Origin of the sequence: Cystobacter fuscus DSM 2262, assembly GCF_000335475.2 — a bacterium.
Classification (GTDB): Bacteria; Myxococcota; Myxococcia; order Myxococcales; family Myxococcaceae; genus Cystobacter; species Cystobacter fuscus.
In genome coordinates this window covers 1-23,757 of record NZ_ANAH02000023.1, presented here as the reverse complement: position 1 = coordinate 23,757, position 23,757 = coordinate 1, and the positions used below count along the sequence as shown (strand labels likewise).

The 23,757-nt window shown below is 68.4% G+C and carries 18 protein-coding genes; 17 read left to right on the top strand and 1 reads right to left on the bottom strand.

Annotated features, from left to right (window positions below; all coding sequences use genetic code 11):
• Nucleotides 1–398: 398 nt before the first annotated feature.
• The 13 genes from D187_RS31540 (at nt 399) to D187_RS50660 (ending at nt 17,534) form a co-directional block, all read left to right on the top strand.
• Entirely contained in the window at nt 399–2,789 is a 2,391-nt protein-coding gene (locus tag D187_RS31540; protein WP_002624522.1) for a DNA gyrase/topoisomerase IV subunit A, read from the top strand.
• A 20-nt stretch (nt 2,790–2,809) separates the two neighbouring features.
• Complete coding sequence (locus D187_RS31535; protein WP_002624521.1) at nt 2,810–4,750, top strand: DNA gyrase/topoisomerase IV subunit B; 1,941 nt, start codon at nt 2,810–2,812, stop codon at nt 4,748–4,750.
• A 96-nt stretch (nt 4,751–4,846) separates the two neighbouring features.
• Nucleotides 4,847–6,220 carry a PEGA domain-containing protein gene (locus D187_RS31530; RefSeq protein WP_002624520.1) on the top strand — a complete coding sequence of 458 codons (1,374 nt, stop codon included), beginning with the start codon at nt 4,847–4,849 and terminating at the stop codon, nt 6,218–6,220.
• A gap of 24 nt (nt 6,221–6,244) precedes the next feature.
• Entirely contained in the window at nt 6,245–7,465 is a 1,221-nt protein-coding gene (locus D187_RS31525) for a PEGA domain-containing protein (RefSeq protein ID WP_002624519.1), read from the top strand.
• Between the two features lie 47 nt (nt 7,466–7,512).
• The gene (gene sppA / locus D187_RS31520; protein WP_002624518.1) at nt 7,513–9,999 is read left to right on the top strand and encodes a signal peptide peptidase SppA; all 2,487 of its coding nucleotides are present in this window, start codon (nt 7,513–7,515) and stop codon (nt 9,997–9,999) included.
• 259 nt (nt 10,000–10,258) lie between these two features.
• On the top strand, nt 10,259–11,791 hold the full coding sequence (gene rho / locus D187_RS31515) for a transcription termination factor Rho (protein WP_081713938.1): 1,533 nt from the start codon (nt 10,259–10,261) through the stop codon (nt 11,789–11,791).
• A 115-nt stretch (nt 11,792–11,906) separates the two neighbouring features.
• Complete coding sequence (locus D187_RS31510) at nt 11,907–12,779, top strand: alpha/beta fold hydrolase (protein ID WP_002624516.1); 873 nt, start codon at nt 11,907–11,909, stop codon at nt 12,777–12,779.
• Nucleotides 12,780–12,898: 119 nt separating this feature from the next.
• A complete protein-coding gene (locus tag D187_RS31505; protein WP_002624515.1) occupies nt 12,899–14,629 on the top strand; it encodes a serine/threonine protein kinase in 1,731 nt (576 codons plus the stop codon).
• Nucleotides 14,630–14,653: 24 nt separating this feature from the next.
• A complete protein-coding gene (locus D187_RS31500; protein WP_076606263.1) occupies nt 14,654–15,553 on the top strand; it encodes a DUF2381 family protein in 900 nt (299 codons plus the stop codon).
• 16 nt (nt 15,554–15,569) lie between these two features.
• Entirely contained in the window at nt 15,570–15,683 is a 114-nt protein-coding gene (locus tag D187_RS59325; RefSeq protein ID WP_368665060.1) for an HNH endonuclease, read from the top strand.
• A 12-nt stretch (nt 15,684–15,695) separates the two neighbouring features.
• Nucleotides 15,696–16,151: a DUF4265 domain-containing protein gene (locus tag D187_RS31495; protein WP_002624513.1), complete on the top strand. Its 456-nt coding sequence runs from the start codon at nt 15,696–15,698 to the stop codon at nt 16,149–16,151.
• 130 nt (nt 16,152–16,281) lie between these two features.
• A complete protein-coding gene (locus tag D187_RS31490; RefSeq protein ID WP_002624512.1) occupies nt 16,282–16,767 on the top strand; it encodes a hypothetical protein in 486 nt (161 codons plus the stop codon).
• A gap of 83 nt (nt 16,768–16,850) precedes the next feature.
• Nucleotides 16,851–17,534 carry an HAD family hydrolase gene (locus D187_RS50660; RefSeq protein ID WP_002624511.1) on the top strand — a complete coding sequence of 228 codons (684 nt, stop codon included), beginning with the start codon at nt 16,851–16,853 and terminating at the stop codon, nt 17,532–17,534.
• Here D187_RS50660 and D187_RS31480 read toward each other — a convergent pair.
• Complete coding sequence (locus D187_RS31480) at nt 17,508–18,812, bottom strand: hypothetical protein (protein ID WP_020918412.1); 1,305 nt, start codon at nt 18,810–18,812, stop codon at nt 17,508–17,510. The genes D187_RS50660 and D187_RS31480 overlap by 27 nt on opposite strands.
• Nucleotides 18,813–18,895: 83 nt before the next feature.
• Between D187_RS31480 and D187_RS31475 the strand changes: the two genes are divergently transcribed.
• The 4 genes from D187_RS31475 (at nt 18,896) to D187_RS31460 (ending at nt 23,205) form a co-directional block, all read left to right on the top strand.
• The gene (locus D187_RS31475) at nt 18,896–19,966 is read left to right on the top strand and encodes a CAP domain-containing protein (RefSeq protein ID WP_002624509.1); all 1,071 of its coding nucleotides are present in this window, start codon (nt 18,896–18,898) and stop codon (nt 19,964–19,966) included.
• Between the two features lie 3 nt (nt 19,967–19,969).
• Entirely contained in the window at nt 19,970–20,869 is a 900-nt protein-coding gene (locus tag D187_RS31470; RefSeq protein ID WP_002624508.1) for an AraC family transcriptional regulator, read from the top strand.
• Between the two features lie 75 nt (nt 20,870–20,944).
• Nucleotides 20,945–22,165: an FAD-dependent monooxygenase gene (locus D187_RS31465; RefSeq protein WP_043432361.1), complete on the top strand. Its 1,221-nt coding sequence runs from the start codon at nt 20,945–20,947 to the stop codon at nt 22,163–22,165.
• Between the two features lie 110 nt (nt 22,166–22,275).
• Nucleotides 22,276–23,205: a carotenoid biosynthesis protein gene (locus D187_RS31460; RefSeq protein ID WP_002624505.1), complete on the top strand. Its 930-nt coding sequence runs from the start codon at nt 22,276–22,278 to the stop codon at nt 23,203–23,205.
• The last annotated feature ends 552 nt before the right edge of the window (nt 23,206–23,757 follow it).

Genomic DNA, 23,757 nt, shown 5'->3' with positions numbered 1-23,757 from the left:
CCTGGTGGCCCCCGGGTAGCTGGCGGGCAGGCGAACTCCACGGGTCATGTCAGCCCCCCGGTGCAGTATCCGCCCATGGTCGCCGGATCGAGGTCGGCCCTCCCCTTCGAGGGCCCCCTGCCTGGGCGAACCGGTCCGGCGAGAAACCCGGCCCCTACCCAGGCAGGCCAGTCCCATGAGATGACCCAGTGAGCCGTTCCCCGTGGCTTTTCGTGGCCCCGAACACTGAACGGACGTATAGGAAACCTACCCCCGAGGCTTCGCAACCCCTCGAATTTGTTCCTTTTCATGATGGGCCGTGGTAGTCCCGCCGGCTCATCTTCACCTGTCCCGGTACCCGGAGTGCGTGAGCCGCGCCCCGCGTTCTAGAGGGATACCACCAGTCCTGGCCTGAACACATGAGCACGCTCGCAACAGCAGCGGACAACAAGACGCGCAAGAAGCAGGGAGCCTCGGGCGGCGGCGGAAACGGAGCCGCCGCGGGCTCGGGAGGCAGTGGGGGCGATGGCTCCATGCCCGCCGCGCTCGCCGACGAGGCGCGTCGCCGCTACCTCAACTACGCCTTGTCCGTCATCACCTCGCGCGCCCTGCCGGACGTGCGTGACGGCCTCAAGCCCGTGCAGCGCCGCATCCTGTACGGCATGTGGAACGACCTGAACCTGTCGCACGACGCCAAGTACAAGAAGTGCGCGCAGGTCGTCGGCGCCATCATGGGCCCCTACCACCCGCACGGCGACGCCTCCATCTACGAGGCGCTCGTGCGCATGGCGCAGGACTTCTCCCTGCGCTACCCGCTCGTCGACGGCCACGGCAACTTCGGCTCGCTCGACGGCGACGCCGCCGCGGCCTACCGCTACACCGAGTGCCGCCTGGAGAAGCTCTCCGGCGAGCTGCTCAACGAGCTGGGGCAGAAGACGGTCGACTTCCGTCCCAACTACGACGGCACCCGCACCGAGCCCATCGTGCTGCCCGCGCGCGTGCCGCACCTGCTCATGAATGGCACCACGGGCATCGCCGTGGGCATGGCCACCAACATCCCGCCCCACCACCTGGGCGAGCTGTGCGACGCGCTCATGGCGCTCGTGGATGACAACACCCTCACCACCAAGCAGCTGCTCAAGTGGGTCAAGGGGCCGGACTTCCCCACCGGCGGCGAAATCCTCAACTCCCAGAAGGAGCTGCAGGACATCTACGAGACGGGCCAGGGCAGCGTGCGCCTGCGCGGCGAGTACGCCCTGGAGGAGATGAAGCGCGGGGGCCAGCAGATCATCATCACCTCCATCCCCTATGCGGTGAACAAGTCCACGCTCGTGGCGAAGATGGGGGAGATCGTCCGCGACCGGAAGCTGCCGCTCGTGGTGGACGTGCGCGACGAGTCCACCAAGGACGTGCGCATCGTCCTGGAGCTCAAGAAGGAGGCCAGCCACGAGCTGGTGATGGCCTACCTCTACAAGAACACCCCGCTGCAGACGAACTTCAACGTCAACCTCACCTGCCTCGTGCCCAACCCGGAGAACCCGGACGTGGGCACGCCCCGGCGGCTGGGGCTCAAGGAAATCCTCCAGTACTTCCTCGACTTCCGCCTCGAGGTCGTCAAGCGGCGGCTGCAGTACCAGCTCGACGAGCTGAAGAAGCGCGTGCACATCCTCGAGGGCTTCGAGAAGGTCTACGACGCCCTGGACGAGATGATCCGCATCATCCGCCAGTCCGAGGGCAAGCAGGACGCGGCCAAGAAGCTCATGGCGCGCTTCAAGATCGACGAGGTCCAGGTCGACGCCATCCTGGAGATGAAGCTCTACAAGCTCGCGCGCCTGGAGATCCTCGTGGTGCAGAACGAGCTCAAGGAGAAGCGCGCGCAGATCAAGAACCTGGAGGCGCTGCTCAAGAGCAACACGCGGCTGTGGAGCACGGTGAAGGACGAGCTCGCCGAGGTGAAGGGCGCGTACGCCTCGGGCAAGCGCCGCACCAAGGTGAGCCGCGGCGGCGCCGAGGAGATGGTGTTCGACGCCGAGGCGCTCATCGCGGACGAGGACGCGCACGTCGTCCTCACCCGGGACGGGTGGATCAAGCGCATGCGCGAGGTGAAGGATCCCTCCGCCACGCGTCTGCGCGAGGGCGACGCGGTGATGGCGGTGCTGGCCGGCAGCCTCAAGGCCAACCTGGTGCTGTTCACCAACTTCGGCACCGCCTACGTCACGCGCTTCAACGACGTGCCCGCCTCCACGGGCTACGGGGATCCGGTGCAGAAGCTGTTCAAGTTCGACGATGGCGAGCGCGTGGTGGGCGCGCTGTCGCTCGACGGCCGGCTGTGGCGTCCGGAGAAGCTGCTCGGTGTCACGCGGCACGGCCAGGGCATGCGCTTCCCGCTCGCCCCGCACCTGGAGGTGTCCACGCGCGCCGGCCGCCGCTACGCCAAGACGGGCGAGGGCGACGAGATCGTCGGCGTGCAGCCGGTGGAGGACAAGGATCTGGTGGGCGTGCTCACCGAGCGCACGAGCGTGCTGGTGTGCAAGGTGGCGGAGATCAACGAGCTGGCGGGTCCAGGCAAGGGCGTGAGTGTCATCAAGGTGGAGTCGGGAGACCGGGTGATGGACTTCGTCGTGGCGCCCCCGGGCAACAAGGACGCGGGGATTGGCTTCGAGACGCAGAAGGGCCGCAAGCTCGTGCTCACCCCGGGCCGTTCGGAAGTGACGGGCCGCGGTGGCAAGGGCCACGAGATGTCGCGCAAGGACGCGGTGAAGGAGGTGCAGCGTGCGCCTCTGTTCGTCCCGCTGCCGGAGCCCAAGTAAAGGATTAGCCGGGGAGAGTCATGGCGACGAGCAACAAGAAGACGACCTATACGGGCGCGGACATCCAGGTCCTCGAGGGCCTGGAGCCGGTGCGCAAGCGCCCCGCGATGTACATCGGCGGCACCGACTCCACGGGCTATCACCACCTGCTCTGGGAGATCCTCGACAACTCGGTGGACGAGGTCATCAACGGCTACGCGTCCACCGTGGAGGTGGTGCTGCACAAGGATGGCCGGACGATCACCGTGGTGGACGATGGGCGCGGCATCCCCATCGACATCATGCCCAAGCACAAGAAGCCCGCGGTGGAGGTCATCCTCACCACGCTGCACGCGGGCGGCAAGTTCGAGCAGGGCAACTACATCCACTCGGGCGGTCTGCACGGCGTGGGCAGCTCGGTGGTGAACGCGCTGGCGCGCAAGCTCGTGGTGGAGATCAAGCGCGACGGCAAGCGCCACGTGCAGACGTACAGCAAGGGCAAGCCGACCAGCCCCCTCAAGGCGGACGGCGCCGTGCGCGGCACCGGCACGTCCACGACGTTCGAGCCGGATCCGGAGATCTTCGGCGAGAAGCTCAAGTTCGACGCGGCGCTCATCCGCGAGCGGCTCGAGGCCAAGAGCTACCTGCACAAGGGCATGACGGTCGTCTGGAAGGACGAGACGGCCACGCCCCATGTGAAGGAGGAGTTCAAGCACGACGGTGGCATCGCCGAGTACCTCACCAAGGTGGTGGCCGAGCGCGGCAAGCCCGTGGTGCCCTCGGGCAGCACGGCGTACTTCTACCACTCGCGTGACAACGGGGTGCGCCTGGAGGCGGCGCTGGTGTGGACGGAGGCCACGGACGAGCACATCCGCTCGTACGTCAACGGCATCCCCACGCCCCTGGGCGGCACGCACGAGGCGGGGCTGCGCAGCGCGGTGGTGAAGGCGGTGCGCAACTACATCGAGACGCACGACCTGACCTTCAAGGGCGTCACGCTCACCGCGGAGGACATCCGCGAGGGCATGACGTGCATCCTGTCCACCTACGTGGTGGAGCCGCAGTTCCAGGGGCAGACCAAGGGGCGGCTCAACAACCCCGAGACCTCGGCCCAGGTGGACGGCGTCATCCGGCCCGCGCTGGAGAAGTGGCTCAACGACAACAAGTCCATCGCCGAGGCGGTGGTGGCGCGCATCGTGCTCGCCGCCCGCGCCCGCGAGGCCAGCCGCGCCGCGTCACAGGCCATCAGCCGCAAGACGGCCGTCAGCCACCGGCTCAACCTGCCCGGCAAGCTCGCGGACTGCTCCGCCACGGAGCCGGGAAGCAGCGAGCTGTTCCTCGTGGAAGGTGACTCCGCAGGTGGGAGCGCCAAGCAGGGGAGGGATCGCAGGACGCAGGCCGTCCTGCCGCTGCGCGGCAAGGTGCTCAACTCCGAGCAGGCCTCCACCGACAAGGTGGTGGGCAACCGGGAGCTCACGGACATCGTCAGTGCCCTGGGGTGCGGCATCGGCAACGACTTCGACATCACCAAGCTGCGCTACGGCCGCGTCTTCCTGCTCATGGACGCCGACAGCGACGGCCACCACATCGCCACGCTGCTGCTCACCTTCTTCTACCGGCACCTGCGCCCGCTCATCGAGGGCGGCCACGTCTACCTCGCCCAGCCGCCCCTGTTCCGGGTGGACATCGGCAAGGAGACGTACTGGGCGCTGGACGAGGAGCACCGCGACCGCATCATCCGCGAGAAGACCAAGGGCAACGCCAAGCCCAGCGTCATGCGCTTCAAGGGTCTGGGCGAGATGACGCCGGACGAGCTGAAGGAGACCACGCTCGATCCGAAGAACCGCCAGAGCCTGCGGGTGACGATCGACAACCCCCTCCTGACCGATCAGGTCATCAATGACTTGATGGGCCGCGACGTCAGCGCGCGCTTCAAGTTCATCATGGAGAGCGCCAACGAGGTCGAGGAGCTGGACGTCTAGCGCGGGCGGCCGGGCGCCCCCCAAAAGGAGCCTCCAAAGGGCGCCCCCGCCGGGGCCATGGTGCCCGGCCCCCCGGCTCGGATAGCATCGGGCCCCGTGCGATTGAAGACCCCTCTCTCCCTGTCGCTCGCGCTGCTGCTCGGCGCGATCCCCAGTGCCCCCCAGGCTTCCCCCGGCCCCGGCACGCTCGTGGCCGCGGCCAAGAAGAAGAAGCCAGCCGCGGCCCCGGTCCAGCCTCCTCCGCCCGTCGAGGAGCCGCTGCCCCAGCCCCTGCCTCCGCCCGCGCCCCCCGCCCTGCCCGAGCTGCCCGCCACGCCGTGGGCCGGCAGGACCGTGGTGCTGGCCGTGCCCGCCACCGCCGCCGAGGCCCTCGACGCCTCCCGGCTCGAGGCGTCGCTGAACGAGGCGCTCGTCGGCCAGGCCAACGTCTTCCTGTTGAATCCCGTGGAGCGCTTTCCCTCGCCCCCTCCTCTGGCGCTCGAGCGCGGCGACGTCCTCTACAACGAGGGCAAGGGGCTCTACGACAACCTGGATCCCGAGGGCGCGGCGAGGAAGTTCACCACGCTGGCCTCCTACTACCAGCGGCTCCCGGTGGACACGAAGCCGGAGCGCCTGGCGCGCGTCTACATCTTCCTGGGTGCCTCGCGCCTGCTCGATGGAGACACCGCCGGGGCCCAGAAGTTCTTCACCCGGGCGCTGCTCGCCGAGCCCAACGTCAAGCCCGAGTCCGAGCTGTTCGGGCAGGACGTGGACGACGCCTTCACCGCCGCGAAGACGGCCCTGGCCAGCGCGCCCCGGGGCACGCTCGCCATCGACTCCGTGCCCCAGGGCGCGCAGGTGACGGTGCACGGCGAGTCCCTGGGCACCACGCCGCTCAAGGACGTGGAGCTGCCGCCGGGCCCGCACCAGGTGGTCATCACCCTCCCCGGCCACCTGCCCTTCGGCACCTTCCAGGAGGTGGCCTCGGGACAGCGCGCGGAGGTGCGCCCCACGCTCACGCCCGTGCCCGGCCTGGGCGAGTTCCGGGGGCAGGCCACCCAGGTGGCCACGTCCAAGACGCTCGACACCCCTCCGGCCGGGGCGCCGCCCGCGGAGGTCATCGCGCTGGGACAGAAGATTGGCGCGCGCTATGTGGTGCTCGCCCGGGTAGAGCACACGGGGCCGGGCGCCCCGAGCGCCACGCTGGATGCCTGGGACGTGCAGGGCAAGAACCGCCTGCGCGGCGTGAAGTGGAACCCCGCTTCCGCCACCGAGCAGCAGCGCGTGGTGCGCCAGGTCAATGACTTCGTCACCGGCCGGTTCTCCAATGGGCTGACGATCCCGCCCGAGGTGGTGGCGGTGGTGAAGAAGCCCTGGTTCTGGGCGGCGGTGGGCGGAGTGGCCGTGGCCACCACCGCCGGCATCTTGCTGGCCAACCAGGGAAGCAAGCCCCTCGGGGCGCGGTTGGGCAATTTCGGCGCGGGCTGGTAGCGCCCGTTCTCAGAGGTACATCACATGAAGATCCTGGCGCTCCTGCTGCTTCCCTCCCTCGCCCTGGCGGCCCCCCCCGGCGCGCCCCGGCGCATCACCTCCATCCTCGTGCCGATGGACTCCGTCGCCGAGGCGGGTGGACCGAAGATGGAGAGCTACATGAACGAGGCCCTGGGACAATTCCAGGGCTTCACCGTGAGCAAGTCCGAGCAGTTCCTGGGCCTGCCGCGGGATGGAGAGGCGGAGGCCTCGCTCAAGCGGGGCCAGCAGGGCTATCAGGAGAGCCTCGCCGCCTTCGAGAAGAAGGACTACGAGGACGCCGAGCGCAAGCTGCGCGCCACGCTCAAGGAGTTGCAGGCGGCCGCCGCGGCGATGACGGCCTCGTGCACTCCCCTGTGCGACGCCATCGCGCTCTATGCCGCGGTGATGCACCAGCGCGGCGACGTGGAGGAGGCGAAGCTCGCGCTGTTGGACCTGCTGTCACTCCACCCCACCTTCGAGCTGAACGCCAAGCGCTTCAACCGGGAGTTCATCGCGCTGCGGGTGCAGGTGGCCGCGGGCATCAACGCGGCGCTGCGCGGCACGGCGACGGTGAAGTCGCGGCCGGCCGGGGCACGCGTCTTCATCGACAACGAGTTCCAGGGCTATACGCCGATGACGGTGCCCACGCTCTCGGTGGGCAAGCACCTGCTGCGCCTGGAGCGCCCGGGCTTCCGCGTGGCCGGGCAGGTGCTGGAGGTGGGCCCGGACGACGTCGAGACGAGCACCGAGCTGCGGCCCACCGAGGAGTACAAGGCCTTCGACGCCCGGATGGACACGGTGGCCACGGAGGTGATGCGCGCGGACAAGGGCGGCAGCCCGGCGGTGTCCTCGCTCGGCAAGGCGCTCGGCCTGGAGCGGGCCCTGGTGGGCACGCTGCGCGACATGAAGGAGAACGGCGCCACCGAGCTGGTGCTGGGGCTGTACGAGACGAGCAGCGGCAAGCGGCTCGGGGTGCGGCGCGTGGTGCTGCAGGGCGATGAGTTCGGCCAGCTCAAGTCGGAGCTGTCGCGCATCGTCAATCACCTGATGAACAACTCCGAGGGGGGCGCGGAGAAGGTGGTGAAGTCGTCGGATCCACTGGAGAACTCCCACGGCATGGACGAGTGGAACCGCGAGGATCGCGGCGGCAAGCGGCGCGCCCAGGAGAAGAAGTCCAAGGGGGGCGATCCGCTGGACGGAGTGAACGGTACCGAAGATTGGTGAGCCAAGGCGCTTGTGTGGGCCCCCGCGCCTCCTAGAGTCCGCGGGCCATGCGAGCCCTCTCCGCCTTGTCGCTGCTGTTTCCCAGCCTCGTGCTCGCCCAGACGGGGCTCATCCTCCAGCCCGCCGTGCCACCCCGCGGGGTGACGCTGCCGCCCACGTCCGCCGCGCTGGTGGACGAGGCCACGGCGCTGGCCCTCAACCCCGCCAGCCTGCGCCTGGTGGGGCCCGGACAGCTCACCTGGCTGCACGAGCGCAACCTCGCGTCAGACCAGGTGGCGGATGGGCTCTTCCTGGGCACCTCGCTCGGCGGGGGCCTGGGGGCGGGCTTCAGCCTCGAGTGGATGCGGGGCCGCGGGCTGCCCGACTACCGCAAGACGTCCTTCGGCCTGGCGCTCGGCGCGGGGGCGCTGTCGCTCGGGGTGGGCTACCACGACATCTCCTCGGCGGACGCCACGCTCTCCCGGCTGTCCGGCTTCGATCTCGGCCTCACGCTGCGCCCCTCGCGCCACGTGTCCGTGGGCGCGGTGGTGCGGGACGTGAACGCGCCCCGGCAGGGCGACTTCCTCCTGCCGCGCGTCTACAACCTCGCCGTGGGGGTGCGGCCCCTGGGCGAGCGCGTGACGCTGGGCGTGGACTACGCCGCCACCGAGGGGCGCTGGGGCACGGGACAGCTCTCCTATACGGCGCGCGCCACGGTGATTCCGGGCGTGAGCCTGGGCGCGGGCGTGTCCCATGGGCTGGGCCCGGCGGCCGGCCCCCTGGCCCTGCAACTGTCGGCCACCCTGGACAGCGCACACTGGGGCCTCACCTACGCGGCCGGCGGCGTCACGAGCGGCGGCGCGGACCACGTGGTGGCGGTGCGCCTGTCGGGACAGAAGTACCCGGCGCCGCGGCTCGGCGGAGGCACGGTGGCGCTGTTGGACCTGGATGATCGGCTGGTGGCACGAGGAGGGCTTGGCGCGCTGCTCGGCGGCGTGGGGAGCGATCCCTACCTGGAGCTGATGCGCTGGCTCGACGGGGCCACGCGGGACGAGCGGCTGCGGGGCGTGGTGCTCAAGGTGGCGGGCCTGCCCGGCGTGGACTGGGGCAAGGCGGACGAGCTGCACCAGGCCATCCTCCGGCTGCGCGCGGCGGGCAAGCGGGTGATGGCGGTGCTGTACCAGGTGGATGACCGGGCCTACTTCGTGGGCGCGGCCGCGGACGAGGTGTATGCCCTGTCCGCCTCCTCGCTGCTCGTCAACGGCCTGTCGGCCCAGGTGACGTACCTGGGCGGGACGATGGAGAAGCTGGGGGTGAGCTGGGACGTGGCGCGGGTGGGCGACTACAAGACGGCGCCCGAGCAGCTCACCCGCCGCGACCTGAGCCCCGCGCAGCGCGAGACGCTCGAGGCCTACCTGGACACGCAGACGGCCCACGACGTGGAGCGGGTGACGAAGGCGCGCCGCCTGACGCCCGAGCGGCTCCGGGAGGCGTGGAGCGAGGGCATCCTCACCGCCAACCGGGCCAAGGAGCTGGGGCTGGTGGATGGGGTGCTGACGCCCGAGGAGTTCGACACCCGGCTGGAGGCGCTGGTGCCCGGTGCCCGCTATGACGCCCGCTACTCGCCGCGCGACGAGCGGGACGAGCGCTGGAGCCCGAGGCGCCGCATCGCGGTGGTGCCGGTGCTCGGCACCATCGTCGGGGGCAAGAGCCGCCAGTCACCGCTGGGCGGCGAGCTGTCCGTGGGCGCGGAGACGGTGGTGCTCGCCCTGGAGCGCGCCCAGCACGATCCGTCCGTGGCGGCCATCGTCGTGCGCGTGGACTCGGGAGGCGGCGAGGTGCTGGCCTCGGACCTGATGTACCGCGCCGTGCTCGAGGCCAGGAAGCACAAGCCCGTCATCGCCTCCATGGGCGACGTGGCGGCCTCGGGGGGCTACTACGCGGCCATGGGCGCGGACGAGGTGTGGGCCCTGCCCACCACGCTGACGGGCAGCATCGGCGTCTTCTTCCTCAAGCCCGCGCTGCGCGGCCTGCTGGGCGACAAGCTGGGCGTGAGCACGGAGACCATCGGCCGCGCCCCCATGCCGGACCTGGTGAACCTGTGGAGGCCCTGGACGGAGCCCGAGCAGAAGGCCATGCAGGCCTGGGTGGACTCGGCCTATGACGACTTCATCACCCAGGTGTCGCAGTCCCGCAAACTGGACAAGGCCCGGGTGGACACCATCGCCCGGGGGCGGGTGTGGACGGGCGTGGCGGCGCGCGAGCGGGGCCTGGTGGACCAGCTGGGGGGCCTGATGGAGGCGGTGGAGGCGGCGCGCAAGCGGGCCGGGGTGCCCGCCGACGAGGAGGTGGACCTCAAGGTGATGGGGGACGCCCGGGGCTTCTTCTCCTCCCTGGGGGGCGAGCCCGGAGTGAGCGCCGCGCTGACACCGGCCCCCGAGCCCCTCCTCCCGCCCACCGTGCGAGCGTTCCTGCGGGAGGCGGGCCTGGAATCCCCCTGGATGCTGGAACCCGGACTCAAGGCGGTCCAGCCCTACACCCTCAGCGTGCGCTGACGTCGACAGGACGACACCGGAAGACGAAATTCTCCCGGCTTCCGGTGTGTCCTTTGGTAGTATCACCTCGCGCTTCCCGGTAGGCCCAGGCCACCGGGACGCTCCAGGAGCCAGCGGTTCGGTCATCGGGTGGTTCGCGCCAGGCGCGCGAGGTCGTCCCCGGGGATCCCGCGGTGGGCTCCTGTCCCACAGCCCGCTGCACCTCGAGGGCTTCCGCGGGGACTCCTCCCTCAAGGAACGCGCCTCACCCCAGTAGACCATGAGCGAAACCGATAACCGCGATCCCTCCGAGCTCCCCTCCCCCATGGCCGCCCGCGCCGACGCGCAGGACGTGGATGACGGTGATGACGAGGGCGACGAGGGACCCGATGACGGCGAGGGCTCGGCCTCGCCTGGACAGCCCGCGGGCGGCCCGCCCGGACCGGGTGGCCGCCGCCGCCGCCGCCGCCGCCGCCGTCGGGGAGCCCAGGTGCTCTTCACCCCCGAAGGACAGGCCTACCGCATGGTGGCCGGTCCGGACGGCCAGCCCCAGCAGGTGTTCCTCACACCGCAGGAGTTGCAGCAGTACCAGCAGCGCCTGGCACAGCAGCAACAGCAGGGCCAGCAGCACCACGGACAGCAGGCGCCCCAGCACGCCCCGCAGCAGCACCACGGGGAGCGGCAGCAGAGGCCCCCGCCGGTGTCCGCCCAGCCCTCGCTCGCCCCGGTGGAAGGGGTGCTCGACACCGAGGCCAAGGGGCCCAACGCCTACCTGCGCCAGCTCAAGCGCAACCTGTTGCCCTCTCCGGATGACGCGGAGATTCCCAAGAACCTGGTGCAGAAGCTGCGCTTGCGCCCGGGGCAGTACCTCAATGCCTTCGCCCAGATGAAGGGCAACAAGGGCATCATCCAGCGCGTGGAGCAGGCGGATGGCCGCCCGTTGGACCTGATGAGCCGCCTGCCGCACTTCGCCGACCTCACGTCCGTGGACCCCTCCGAGCGCATCAAGCTGGAGAACGGCCATCGGGAGATGGTGACGCGGGTGTTGGACCTGGTCTCGCCCATCGGCAAGGGGCAGCGCGCGCTCATCGTGGCGCCGCCCAAGACGGGCAAGACCATCATGCTGCAGCGCATTGCCCAGGCGGTGGTGGCCAACCATCCGGAGATCCACCTCATGGTGCTGCTCATCGACGAGCGCCCCGAGGAGGTGACGGACATGCGCCGCAACATCAAGGCCGAGGTGCTGGCGTCCAGCTCGGACCGGCCCACGGGCGATCACCTGAAGATCGCCGAGCTGGCGCTGGAGCGGGCGCGGCGCCTGGTGGAGGGAGGCAAGGACGTGATGATCCTCCTGGACTCCATCACCCGGCTGGCGCGCGCCTACAACAAGGAAGTGGACAACTCGGGACGCACGCTGTCGGGCGGCGTGGACAGCCGCGCGCTGGAGCGCCCCAAGCGCATCTTCGGCGCGGCGCGCGCCACCGAGGAGGCGGGCAGCCTCACCATCGTGGGCACGGCGCTCATCGACACCGGCAGCCGCATGGACGAGGTCATCTTCGAGGAGTTCAAGGGCACGGGTAACTCCGAAGTCACCCTGGACCGGTTCCTCGCGGAGAAGCGCATCTTCCCGGCGGTCAACATCGGCCAGTCGGGCACGCGCAAGGAAGAGAAGCTCTTCGGCCACAAGGAATACGAGAAGGTGAAGAAGATGCGCCAGATGCTCTTCGCGGTGAAGCCCGTGGAGGCCATGGAGGCGCTCGTCAAGCGGCTCAGCCGCTACACCTACAACGACGAGTTCCTCGAGGAGTTGTGAGGAATTGAGCTGCCTCCGCCCCTCCGGGCGGAGCGCGTCGGCCCGAGGGCCCGCTTCACGTCATCACCTGACGGGGGCGGGCCCTTGGTGTCTCGGAAACAGGAGGAAGCGCCACATGCAACGCTTCGTCGAAGTCGCCGACGGGGTCTCTCTTTGGGTCGAGACCTGGGGACCGGAAGACGCTCCCGCCATCCTGCTCATCATGGGAGCCAATGCCTCGGGCCTGGCCTGGCCGGACGAGCTCATGGCGCTGCTCTCCAAGCGGCACCGGGTCATCCGCTATGATCACCGGGACACCGGGGCCTCCACCTGGGCCTTCGACACGAAGCCCTATCCCATCACCCGGCTGGCCGAGGACGCCGTGGCCGTGCTCGATGCGCTCGGCATCTCCCGGGCGCACGTCGTGGGCATGTCGCTGGGTGGCCTGCTCGTGCAACTGCTACTGCTCGACCATCCCCAGCGGCTGCTCAGCGCGACCGTCTTCGGCATCCCCGCCCTCGGTGGCACGCCAGCGCTCGCGGACGGCCCGGCGCCCATCCCCATCGACGAGGGACTGCTCGAGTTCTGGAGCCACATGTTCGAGCCGCGCGACCTCGAGGCGGAGCTCGACTGGCGGGTGGAGAACTGGCGGAGGCTCCACGGGCGGGTGCTGCCCTTCGACGCGGAGGAGTACCGCGCGCTCGAGCGCCGCATCATCCGCCACGCCGGCCGGCACGACAACCCGGGCGCCCACGCGCGCGCCAGCACCACCGGCCTGGAGCGCGGCGCGGAGCTGGCCCACGTCACCGTGCCCACGCTCGTCATCGCCACCCCGGAGGATCCCATCAATCCGGCGCCCAACGCGCGGCACCTGGCGGCGAACCTGCCCCACTCGACGCTCGTGACCCTCGAGGGCATGGGCCATGCGCTTCCCCGCGTCCTCGTGCCCGCGCTCGCGGCGGCGCTCCTGGGGCATCTCGAGGCCGTGGAGCGCGGGGCCGGCGGGTAGCCTCCTCCAGGCGGAGACGAGTGCTCTGATGGGGTCGGCCTCGCGACCGCCTACCTGATGGGTCCAGGGAATGTGATCATCTCGCTGGTAGCCTCCGCGGCCTTCGGAGGTCAGGTGGGATGTCCGTCGAACGCGGCGAACAGGATGGGGGTGGGTGGAGGGGGAACGAGCCCGCTCCGGGCACCCAGGTGGCGGGGTTCACCCTCCAGGAGTGTCTGGCCACGGGCAGCTCGGGCAGCGTGTATCGGGCCGAGCGCGGAGGGAGACGCTTCGCCCTCAAGCTGGTGCCCATGGGGATATGGGGCGAGCGCGAGGTGGATGCGCTGCGCCGGGTGCGGCACACCTCGGTGGTGGGGCTGCTGGGCTATGGCCAGTGGCCCGAGGACAAGCCGCGCTTCCTGGTGCTCGCCCTGGAGTGGGTGGACGGCCCGCCGCTGGATGTCTGGGCAAGGGAGAACCGGTGTACCGCGGAGCAACTGGCGCGGCAGGTGCTGCGTCCCGTGGTGGAAGCCCTGGGGCAGGTGCATGCTGCGGGGGTGGTGCACCGGGACGTGAAGGAGGCCAACATCCTCATGCGCCGGGAGGACGGGCGGCCGGTGCTGGTGGACTTCGGCTCGGCCCGCTACGAGGGGGCCCCACGCCTGACGATGCGGCTGCCGCCGGGCACGCCCGAGTACCGCAGCCCGGAGATCGTGCGCTTCGCCCGGGAGTGGGAAGGAGAGCGCTATGACGCCCAGCCCGCGGATGATTGGTGGGCCCTGGGAGTCACCCTCTATGTCCTGCTCACGCGCACCCTGCCCTTCGGAGACCGGCACGGGCCCCTGACGCGCACCATCCTCGAGCACACGCCGGAGCCGCCCCACGTGCGCAATCCCCGCGTCCCCCAGGCCCTGGGGGAGCTGTGCCTGCGCATGCTGGAGAAGGCACCCGAGGCCCGGTACGCCGACGCCCAGGCGCTCGCGCGCGCCGTGGACGAGGCCCTCGCCCGGGCCGACGACACCTGGCGGGTGCCGCTCTTCGCCGAGGAGCCGGTGCGACCGGTTTCCGAGCCGCCCCGCGCCCTGGCGGCGCCCGTCCCCCCGGCCACGTCCGGGAGGAGCCGCGCCCTGCTCCTGAGCCTGTTCGCGGCGCTGGTCCTCCCACCAGGCCCCCAGCCTCTTCCCTCGGAGGCGCGGGCCATCACCCCACGCACTGGGTTGCCCATGTCCCTCCCGCCACACGAGGCCGGGTTCCGCCAGGAATTGGCAGACACCTCGAAGACGGCCGAAGTTGGTCCACGCGCGGAACTTCTGGAGTCACCGCCCCCCGCGCCCGCCAACGCGACACACCGCGAGGAAGAACCGATGCGCAAATCCCATCCGGGCCGTTCCCTGATCAAATCCACCCTGGTCTCCGCCGCGTGTGTGAGCGCGGGGTGCGCGAGCGCGCCGCCCCCCCGACCCCGCCCCTCCCCCGAGTGCCCCCCGGGCCATCAAGAGACACTCAAGCGCTTCGGCTTCGAACGGCGTGACTGGAATCGGATCTCCATGATCCCGCTCGATCGCATCATCACAGGCGACACGACCATCACCGTTCAGGAAGGACCCTACACCACCGCGGTGATTGCCTCGCAATGGCAGGAAATCCCGCCTCTGACGAAGCTCTATGGGGAATTGTTCTTCGAAGGCGACCGGGTTCACGGCTACTTCACCCGAATCATCCTTCACACGGGTGAGAGCCTGCCGGTCTGCATTCGTCTGGCGGCGGAATACGACAGGAGGGGGGTCCCCATGAAACCCGGAAGCCGGCCAGGAAAGGCCGTCATCACCGCCTTGCAGTATGTGGAGACCGTGAGTCACTTCGCCTATTGATGGCATGTTGGAGTTGCGCCTTCCATGCACCCCTCCTCCCTGTATCTGTTTCTCTCGCTGGCGCTGCGACACGCGACTCCCGAGGCGACATCGAGCCCCCCACGTTCTTGTCCGGACAGGCAGCGCATGGATTTGTCACGACAGTCCGCCGCGCAGACGCCGGAGATCTGCATCCACCGCGGCAGTCTGACGGGCTTCGTCTTCGACCAACCCGCTTCGGTCGACCTGGAAGAGGAAGTCCGCTTCGGCAGTGTGCTTCGGGGACGAAGCAGTATCAGCTTCATTCCTCCACCGGATCTGGCTCCGGGCGAGCGGTTGCGGCTCAGAGTGCACTTCGAGAAGGACCCTCCCGAGCAAGGCGTGACCTTCATGCTGGTCGCCCACCCGGAACAGGTGACCCATCAGATCGATGTGTTCCATGACCAGCGTTCCCGGGCATCGCTCTGGCAGGAACTCGAGGAGGAACGAGCGAGGAGTCAACGTCTGGACGAGGAGAACCAATCCCTTCACGGACAATTGAAGGCGCATGGAGGGCTGCTGAGGCTCTTCCTCAACGGAGAACTGGGTTTCGACGAACTCCGCAAGAAGGTGTTCGGTGCTGACAAGGCCAGGAGCACGGAGAGCTCCCTGTCCATGTCGGATGGGGTGCTCTTCCGCTCGTTCCACAGCGTGGCCGTGCGGCTCTCCGTCCAGAACACCGGGACGGAACCGTGGAGAGTGGTGAAAGCGCTGTTGGTGGCGAACGAAGGGATGCCGCTGGAAGGCATCCAATTTGGCCCCTCACAAGCCATTCTCCCCGGAGCGGTTGGTTCCGTCTTCGTCGAGGCGAGGGCCGCGGCGGGAGCCCCGCTCGAGGGTCTCACCCTGACGCTGAGCGAAGAGGGACCGCGCTCCATCACCGTGGAGAACCTCGCCCTTCCCTGATAGGCGCAGATGGCCCCTGCGCAGGGGTCAACACGGTGCCGCAATAGCAAAGGGAGGCGAAGGCGCGCCAGATAACGGCCAGGTCCTCTGCAGGGATTGCAATATCAAGAAGAGCGACAAAGAGCCGTGAGCCACATACATCATGACAGGGACATCAACCGCTCAACACGTCAAGATCCTCTTCCGTCTCGAGCAGGATGAGGATGGGTATCCTCCCGTCAGTGCGGAAACGCTCTGGGCCATCACGATGGATGAAAATCTCTACAAGCTCGACAACATTCCCTTCTTCGCGACGGGCATTGCCGTGGAGGACGTTGTCCGGGCGGAGCTGGAGGCGGGGCAGCTTCTCTACAAGGAGGTCGTCCACCCCTCGGGACACAGCACGTTCCGTGTCGTCGTGTACAATCACGACGAAGTTCCCGAAGTGCGTGAAACATTCAAGCAACTGGGCTGTTTGACGGAACAGAGCCACCTTCGAGGTCTGATTGCCATCGATGTGCCGCCCTCCGTCTCATGGGATGAATTGAAACGGGTGTTGAATACAGGCCGCGAGCAGGACCGCTGGGACTACGAAGAGGCCTGCCTGGCACGATCCTGACCGTCCGGGTTCCACCTCCTCCCTCGGATGGGGGAGAGCCGCCTCGCGGGATTGGGGGATGGCAGCGTCGCGGGGATGGCAGTAATACCCTTAAGAGCAAAAAGGGAGGAACTCCATGCGAAGTCGTACAATGCGCTCGTTCTCCGTGGCCGTCGGTTTGTCCTTCTCGTGGGCGCTTCCCGCACTAGCAGAGGACCCCTCGTTCAATACCGGGAGCCTCGAATGCGAAGCCATTCGTGAGTTGAAAGCGCTGGTCGAGAAGCAACAGTCCATCCTGGCGCAGAACAATGCCTACGCGGTCAATCTGACGGATTTGCTCGCAGCGGGATACCTGCCCGCGGAGTGCCCGGATGGCTCGCGTGTGCGCGTGTCCGGGTCGAACGTCGTGGGAGGCTGTCACTTCACCTATGGGCTGGTTTCCGTGGTGAACAGTCCACAAACCGGTGACTTCTCCTTCGAAGCCGTGGCCCTGGGTGTCAAGGGGACGCCGTCCGAGGGGCTCGAGTTGTATATCAACCGGCTCGTGAGCCGTCACCATGACTTCATCGAAGCCTATATGTTCAACAAGGGCGTGTACAGCGACGTGGATTTGAATGGGTGCTCGCAGGCCGGGTAGTCCCGCGCGCGCCTCCGCCCAGCTCGCTCGAGAGGGGTGTCGAAGCTCGAGTCCTCAGACACCCTCTCCGCGGAACCGACCCCATGTTGAAAGCAGTCATCTACGACCTGGACGACACGCTGTTTCCGGCGCGGAGCGTTCCCGAAGAAGCGGCCAGACCGATGCTCACCGCGCTGCGGGAAGTTCTCGAGGGTTGCGGTGAATTGAAGGCCGCGCGGATCGCCGACATCATGGAGCAGGTATGGGATCGTCCTCTCGACGAGATCGCCAGGCTCCATGGTCTCTCGGCGGAAGTCCTGGACAGGCTCGGAGGTCTGTTCGCGGGATTTCGCTTGAACTGCGAGCTGATGCCCTATCCTGACATTCAAATCATCGAACAGGTCCCCGGGTTGCGCATCCTCGTCACGACGGGATTCCGGCGCCTGCAAGAGAGCAAGATAGAATGTCTTGGGATTGCTCATTACTTCGACCGCATCATCGTCGATGCCCTCGGTGAGCCCGAGCGCAAAGGGAAGCAGGCGATCTTCCGCGAGTTCCTCGAAGCCTGTCGATTGAGACCAGAGGAGGTCGTCGTTCTGGGAGACAATCCCCATTCGGAGATAGACGCCGGGAACAAACTGGGAATACCGACCGTACAAATCCTGCGGGGGCGGAAGCAGGCCGCGGCCTCCGCGTCGTTCCATGTGGAGGACCTGGCCAGGTTCCTGCGGTGGCTCGAGACGCGCGGCATGTGCCCTCCTTCATCGCCCATGAGCAACGGACGGTGACGGACCCGAGGGTAGCACGGCGACCTCCAGCCCCTGGAGCCGAGGGGGCGCGACGACCACCTCCAACGCCTGGCCCCGCACCACGCAGGTGCCCTCCGCACGGGGGACGTCTCGCACGATGTTGAGCGTCTCCGGCCGCGAGAACTTCAACGGACTGGTGGCCAGCGTCCGCTCCGGCTTCCCGCTCTCGTCGCTGTCGTTATAGGCGATGCCGATGCCCGCGAAGCGCCCGGGCAGCGTCAGCTTGAGCCGGTAGCCCTCGAGTTCACCGGACTTCCCGCGCAACTCCACCCGCTCCACTCCCAGTTCCCCACGCGGCGGCCCATACCCCGGGAACACCAGTCCCGTGGTGATGCTGATGCCCCATTGCACCAGCCGCTCATCGGCCTCGGGCTTGCCACACCCCGTCAGCGCCTCCGGGGATTTCGCGCCCAGCCACAGTTCCAGGTGGTCCTCCTCGCGCCACGTCTTGCCGCCCGTGCCCACCCACAGGTTGTCGCGCACCTCGAGGATCAACGTGCCCGGCGCCACCAGCAGCGCCTTGAGCGAAGCGTCCCGCGCGCCCTTGAGCTTGCCGAGCGTCACGTTCTTCGCCTGCAACGCGCAGGTGCCCAGCCCCACCCGCTTCCACCCCTCGTCCACGTAGGCCGCATCCAGGGGCACCCGGGGCAGATAGGGCAGCGTGCGCTTGTTGGGCGCGAACGGGCCATCCTGGCAGGTCTCGGGCCCGAGGAATCGGCTGCCCTGGAGCGTGCTGAAGTCCCACGCGGTCCGATCCTCCACGTCGTCCTGGCCCATGAGGAAGTTCACGTGCCCCTCGCGCACCCGCTCCAGCGGCGACAGCCGCCACACGCGGGTGTGGAGCCAGCGCTGACTGTCGCCCCCCGACTGCACGTGGGAGAACAGGCCGTTCTTCACCTTCACCACGTCCTCGCCCTTCTGAGCGCTGCCGTAGCCGTCGTTGCACACCGCGAGCAGGAGCTGGGAAGTGTCCGGCGAGACCAACCACCACTCGGAGGCCGCGCAGTCATCCTCCACGAGGCTGCCCTTGGCGCGGCGGCCCGCGCCGAACTTGCGGCCCTTCTCCTCGGGGGCATCGTCGGAGGAGAACCACCCGAGGTCCAGGCGCACCACGCGCAGGGGCTGGCCCCGGGCATCCTTGCCTCCATGGAGCGTCTCGACGACCTGGCAGGGCGCGCGTCCGGCGCACAGCGGATCGGACGCCGTGGGCGCCGCGCCCAGGAGCGTCCACAGCAACGAGGGCAGAACGAGAGACATGGCGCCCATGTTCTACCCCCCCGGGAAGGTGTCAAAGGATTCGAAACGCGGGACCCGAGCCGGAGATCGAATATCCTGACCCCATGCGCCACCTCTCAAGCCTGGGCCCGTTCCGGATGTTGTGCCTCGTCGCCGCCACCGCGGTGCAGTCCTCCGCCTGCGTGGGGGAAGTCCGAGAAGGAGACGAGGTGGACAGCGGAGTCAACGCGCCCGGAAACGCGGAGCCGGGCTCGCAGCTTCAGGATGCGGGGCCGGGCTCACAGCTTCCGGATGCGGGGCCGGACGCGGGGATTCCGGATGCGGGCTCCCCCCCCTCCTGCTCGAACATCACCGGCGATCGCGCCACCCAGGTGTGTCTGCGCTGGAAGTGTGACCGCGCGGACCTCTCCGAGGGCACCTGGAGCGGAGCCGTGAACGGGTGCATCGCGGGCGACCTGGGGGCGAGCGCCCGCGCCAACTCGCTGCGGCTCATCAACCTCTACCGCTTCCTCGCCGAGCTGCCCGCGGTGACCACCGATGCGACGCGCAATCAGAAGGCCCAGGAGTGCGCGCTCATGATGGACGCCAACAACAGCCTGAATCACAGTCCGCCCTCCAGCTGGAGCTGCTACACCTCCGGTGGCGCGGAGGCCGCTGGCAAGAGCAACATCTGCTCGGGCCGGGCCGTGGGCTGCATCGACCTGTACATGTCGGACTCCGGCAACGCGACCACGCTCGGCCATCGCCGCTGGTTCCTCTCCAATCAGCTCGGGTCGGTGGGGATTGGAGGAACGACAGGAGGCTCGTGCCACTGGGTCATCGGCGGCAGCGGGAGTGCCAACCGCGCCTGGACCGCCTGGCCACCGCCGGGCCCCGTCCCCCTCGGTGCCATCCACATCCCGGGGAAGAGCTCGGTCGATGTCACCGGGTGGTCCGTACAGACCTACGCGTCCAGCGCCAACCTCGCGAGCGCGCAGGTCACCGTCACGGACAACGGGCAGCCCGCTCCGGTCACCGTGACGCAGTTGCTCGCGAACTACGGCTCCGCCTACGCCATCCGCTTCAACCCCCAGGGCTGGACCACACAGGCGGGCCATACCTATGCGGTGACCATCACCGCGCCGGGACTGACCAACCCCATCCGCTACACCGTGCAGCCGGTGAACTGCCCCTAGCGGATGCGTCGCACGCCTCAGCACTCGCCTCCCCATCTCCTCACCCTGGACGCGATGGGCGCCGGCGGCCTGCCCTTGCGTGTCATTCGCATTCCAGGGCAGCGGCCCGTGATTCCGCCCGGGCCACTCGTCTCGACCTTCTTCATGATCTTCGTGTTGACGGCGGGAAGGGGGCGAGCCCGTCTCCTGGAGCCGCTCGAGGTCCATGAGGGGGACATCCACCTCGTCCCCCCGGGCATGGAGCACCAGCCCCTCGAGATGGGCAACCTCGAGGGATGGCTCGTGGGCTTCGAACCGCTGCTGCTCCGCTCGCTCGGACCGGAGTGGTTGCCAGAACCGCCTCGAAACCGTGGAGCGGTGAAGCCCACTCCCGCTCAAAGCCTCTTCGTCCGGGGACTGCTCCGGCTGCGGCCCGGACAAGCGCGGTGGGAGCGAATCGTGCACCGGGTGGCCGAGCTGGAGGCCGAGCTGCGAGAAGCCCGGTGGGGCGCGGAGAACGCGACGTACGCCTGGTTCGTCCTGCTGGTCACGGAGCTCCTGCGCGAGTTGCAGGAGCACGCGCCTCTCGCGCCGGCCATGAGCGGCGGGCTCGTGCACGATGCGCTCGCCTTCATCGAGGCGCACTGCTTGCGGCCCCTCTCGCTCCAGGACGTCGCGGCGGCGGTGGGGTGCACGCCCTCGCACCTGGCCAACGTCATCCGCAAGGAGACGGGGCTGACGGTGGGTGACTGGCTGCGCGAGCACCGCATGGTCGAGGCCCGGCGGCGCCTGCTGGACACGGAAGCCAGTGTCGAGAGCATCGCGGGCCAGGTGGGCTACACCGACGTCACCCATTTCATCCGCACCTTCCGGCGCGTCCACGCCAGGACCCCCCGGGCCTGGCGAGAGCAGCACCGCCGCTGACCCCAATCCAAGCCGATTTCCGCCCCAAGCCGCGCTCTGGTGACGAGTGCCGCCGCTCTTTACTGTCTGGACATCATGACGAACTCCACGACACCTCGTCGTCGCGTCCTGGTTGTTGGACTCGGCATCAGCGGCATCGCCACGGCCATCCGGCTTCACAAGCTCGGCTGGGAGCCCGTGCTCATCGAGCGGGCACCCGAGCGCCGCAAGGGCGGCTACTTCATTGGCCTGTTCGGTACCGGCAAGGCGTCGGCCAGTCGGCTCGGGGTGCTGGACACCCTGGTCGATCGCAACTCCCCGATGATGGCGACCTACGAGATTGACCGGGCCAATCATCGGACCAAGGGCATGTCCTTCGTGGACGCGCCCGGCGCGCCGCTCCCGCTGCTGCGCGGTGACGTGGAGAATTCCTTGTTCGATGCGTTGCCCAAGGAGGTGGAGGTCCGCTTCGCGACGGTCCCCACCCGCATCGAGCAGGACGAGCGCGGGGTGGACGTCACGCTGACCCACAAGACGAGCGGGACGAGCACGACCGAACGCTTCGACCTCGTGGTGGGCGCGGACGGCATGCGCTCGACCGTCCGGCAGCTCGTCTTTGGTCCGCACGAGGACTTCCTCCACCCGCTCAACTACATGATCGCCGCCTGCGTCCTACGCAATCCCGTGCAGGGCTACGCCACGCACGAAGGGCTGGTCCTGGCCGAGGCGGGACGGTCGGCGTGGGTGTTTCCCTTCGCGAACCACAACCCCACCCTGCTCTTCTCCTACCGCGTCGAGGACGTGGCCGCGCAGTTCCGCGGCCGTCCCATCGACTCGCTGCGCAAGGCGTACGGCCCGGAAAAGCCGGGGTCGGTGCTGAGCCATCTGCTCAATGAGTTCGAGGCCGCGGACGAGCGTCTGTTCGACTCGACCAACCATGTCCGCATGCCGAGCTGGCACAAGGGGCGGGTCGTGCTGGTGGGCGACTCCGCGTGGTGCTTGACCCTGTACTCGGGCATGGGCGTGTCGACCGGTCTGGCCGGGGGAGAGCTGCTGGGCAACATGCTGGAGAAGCACCCGGACGACCTGGAACGAGCGCTGTCGCAGTGGGAGGCGAAGCTGCGCCCGTTCGTCGAGAACATGCAGCGCGACTCGCTGAAGTCGAGGCAGCTCTTCACTCCCGCCAACGAGGCGCAGCGGGTCGTTCGCGCGGTGGGCATCCGCCTCATGAGCAATCGCGTGGTGGGCCCGCTCGTCAGGAAAGTGATGCGCGACAGGGACCTCCAAACGAAGACAATCGACATCGTCGCGCAGTAGCGCGGCCAACGCCCGTCTTCGGCACCGGCCCTACAAGGCCAATCATGCAGTCAGAACCCCCTGGCGAGGAAGCGGTCTTGCCAGGCGTCTCCTCGAGGTAGGGGAAAACGATGGACGAGCAAGAACAACAGCGGACGAGCGGTGGCGGCCGAGACCCGGCGCTGGTTAGACTGAGACTGTGTTGGATTTTCGCGGCGCTCTGGCTCCTGTTCTTCCTGGGGTCGACCGTTCCGGCGGGCTCGGATGGCGGAGGAGTCGCATTCGGTCTGCAGGCCCTGTGCACCGTGCTGTTCGTCGTGACCCACGCCTCCCTTTCCAACGGCTGGAGGGGGACCGGACTCTTCTTGGTGTTCGCCGTGGCCGTCGCCTTCGTGCTCGAGGCGAGCAGCATCGCCACGGGCTTCCCGTTCGGCTTCTTCGTGCACAACGCCACGGGTCTCAAGTTGCTGGGCGTGCCGCCCCTTGTGGCGATCAGCTATGCGTTTCTCGGCTGGTTGGCCTGGACCCTGGCCCGGCTCCTCGTGCGACAACACCCTTGCGACACCGGGGGATTCAATCGCTTCACCACGCCCCTGGTCGCGAGCTTCATCCTCACCGGCTACGACTTTACCTTCGATCCGATTGTCACGACCGTCCTCGGGGGGGCTTCCTACCGCTCTCCCAGCGGCTATTTCGGCGTGCCTCTGACGAACTTCCTGGGCTGGATGTTCACCGGTTGGGTGTTCTTCCAGCTCTTCGCGCTGGTCGAGAGCCGATTCCCCCCGAACCGCGCGGCCGTGACCCGGGCGAGCTACTGGCTGTTGCCTTGCTTCATCTGGGCCGTGAGCGCGGTCCAATACCCGATCAAATTCGCCTTCGCGCCCGCGGGGAGCGTGACCGTGGCCGGGCGCACTTTTGTCACGGCCGATGTCTATGAATCGGCGGTGGTGGCCTCGCTGCTCACCCTGGTATTCACCGCGGTCACCGCCGCCTTCCGGGTTGGCGCGATCGTGCCGCGCGAAAAGCCGTCAGTCCCTCAGTTGGAGTCCCCCACGGCTTGACCCGCCGCGAAAGGTGTCAAACAACTCGTTTCGGCGCCGCATCCCCTGTCGGGTAGACCGGGGCAGTTGCCCACCCCGGCCCCCCACAGATCCGGACGTGCAGAATTCCCGCATCCGGCTCCTCGGCTCATGGTTTCGCTGCGAGTCGGTGACACCCCTTCTCGCACCCTGCGCTGGATGAGCTGCTCGCCAGCGTCGCTATCCGTTGGAGTTTCGTTGAGACGGTTGTAGGGCTCGGTGTCCCCGCCATCTTTCCCTCCCTCGGTTCCATGTTCCGGTGCCCCCTTCCCTCCACAGGGTCCGCCCGGGTGCGTTCCCCTGCTTCAGCGGTACTACGAGGCACTCCGACTTCCTGACGACCTTCACGCCCGGCTTCGTTTCCTTCGCCAGCGCGCTACCACCGCCACCCGTCCTTCGCTCCCGCGGGAGTCGGGCGCCCATCTCCCTCGGGCCTGGGCTTTCTTCCGGTTGCCCTCCGGCCACTTCGACGTGGAGTCGTCAGCACCTCCCAGGTTCCTGGAGGACCCTCTTGTCTGCGTGCCCCGCTCTCAG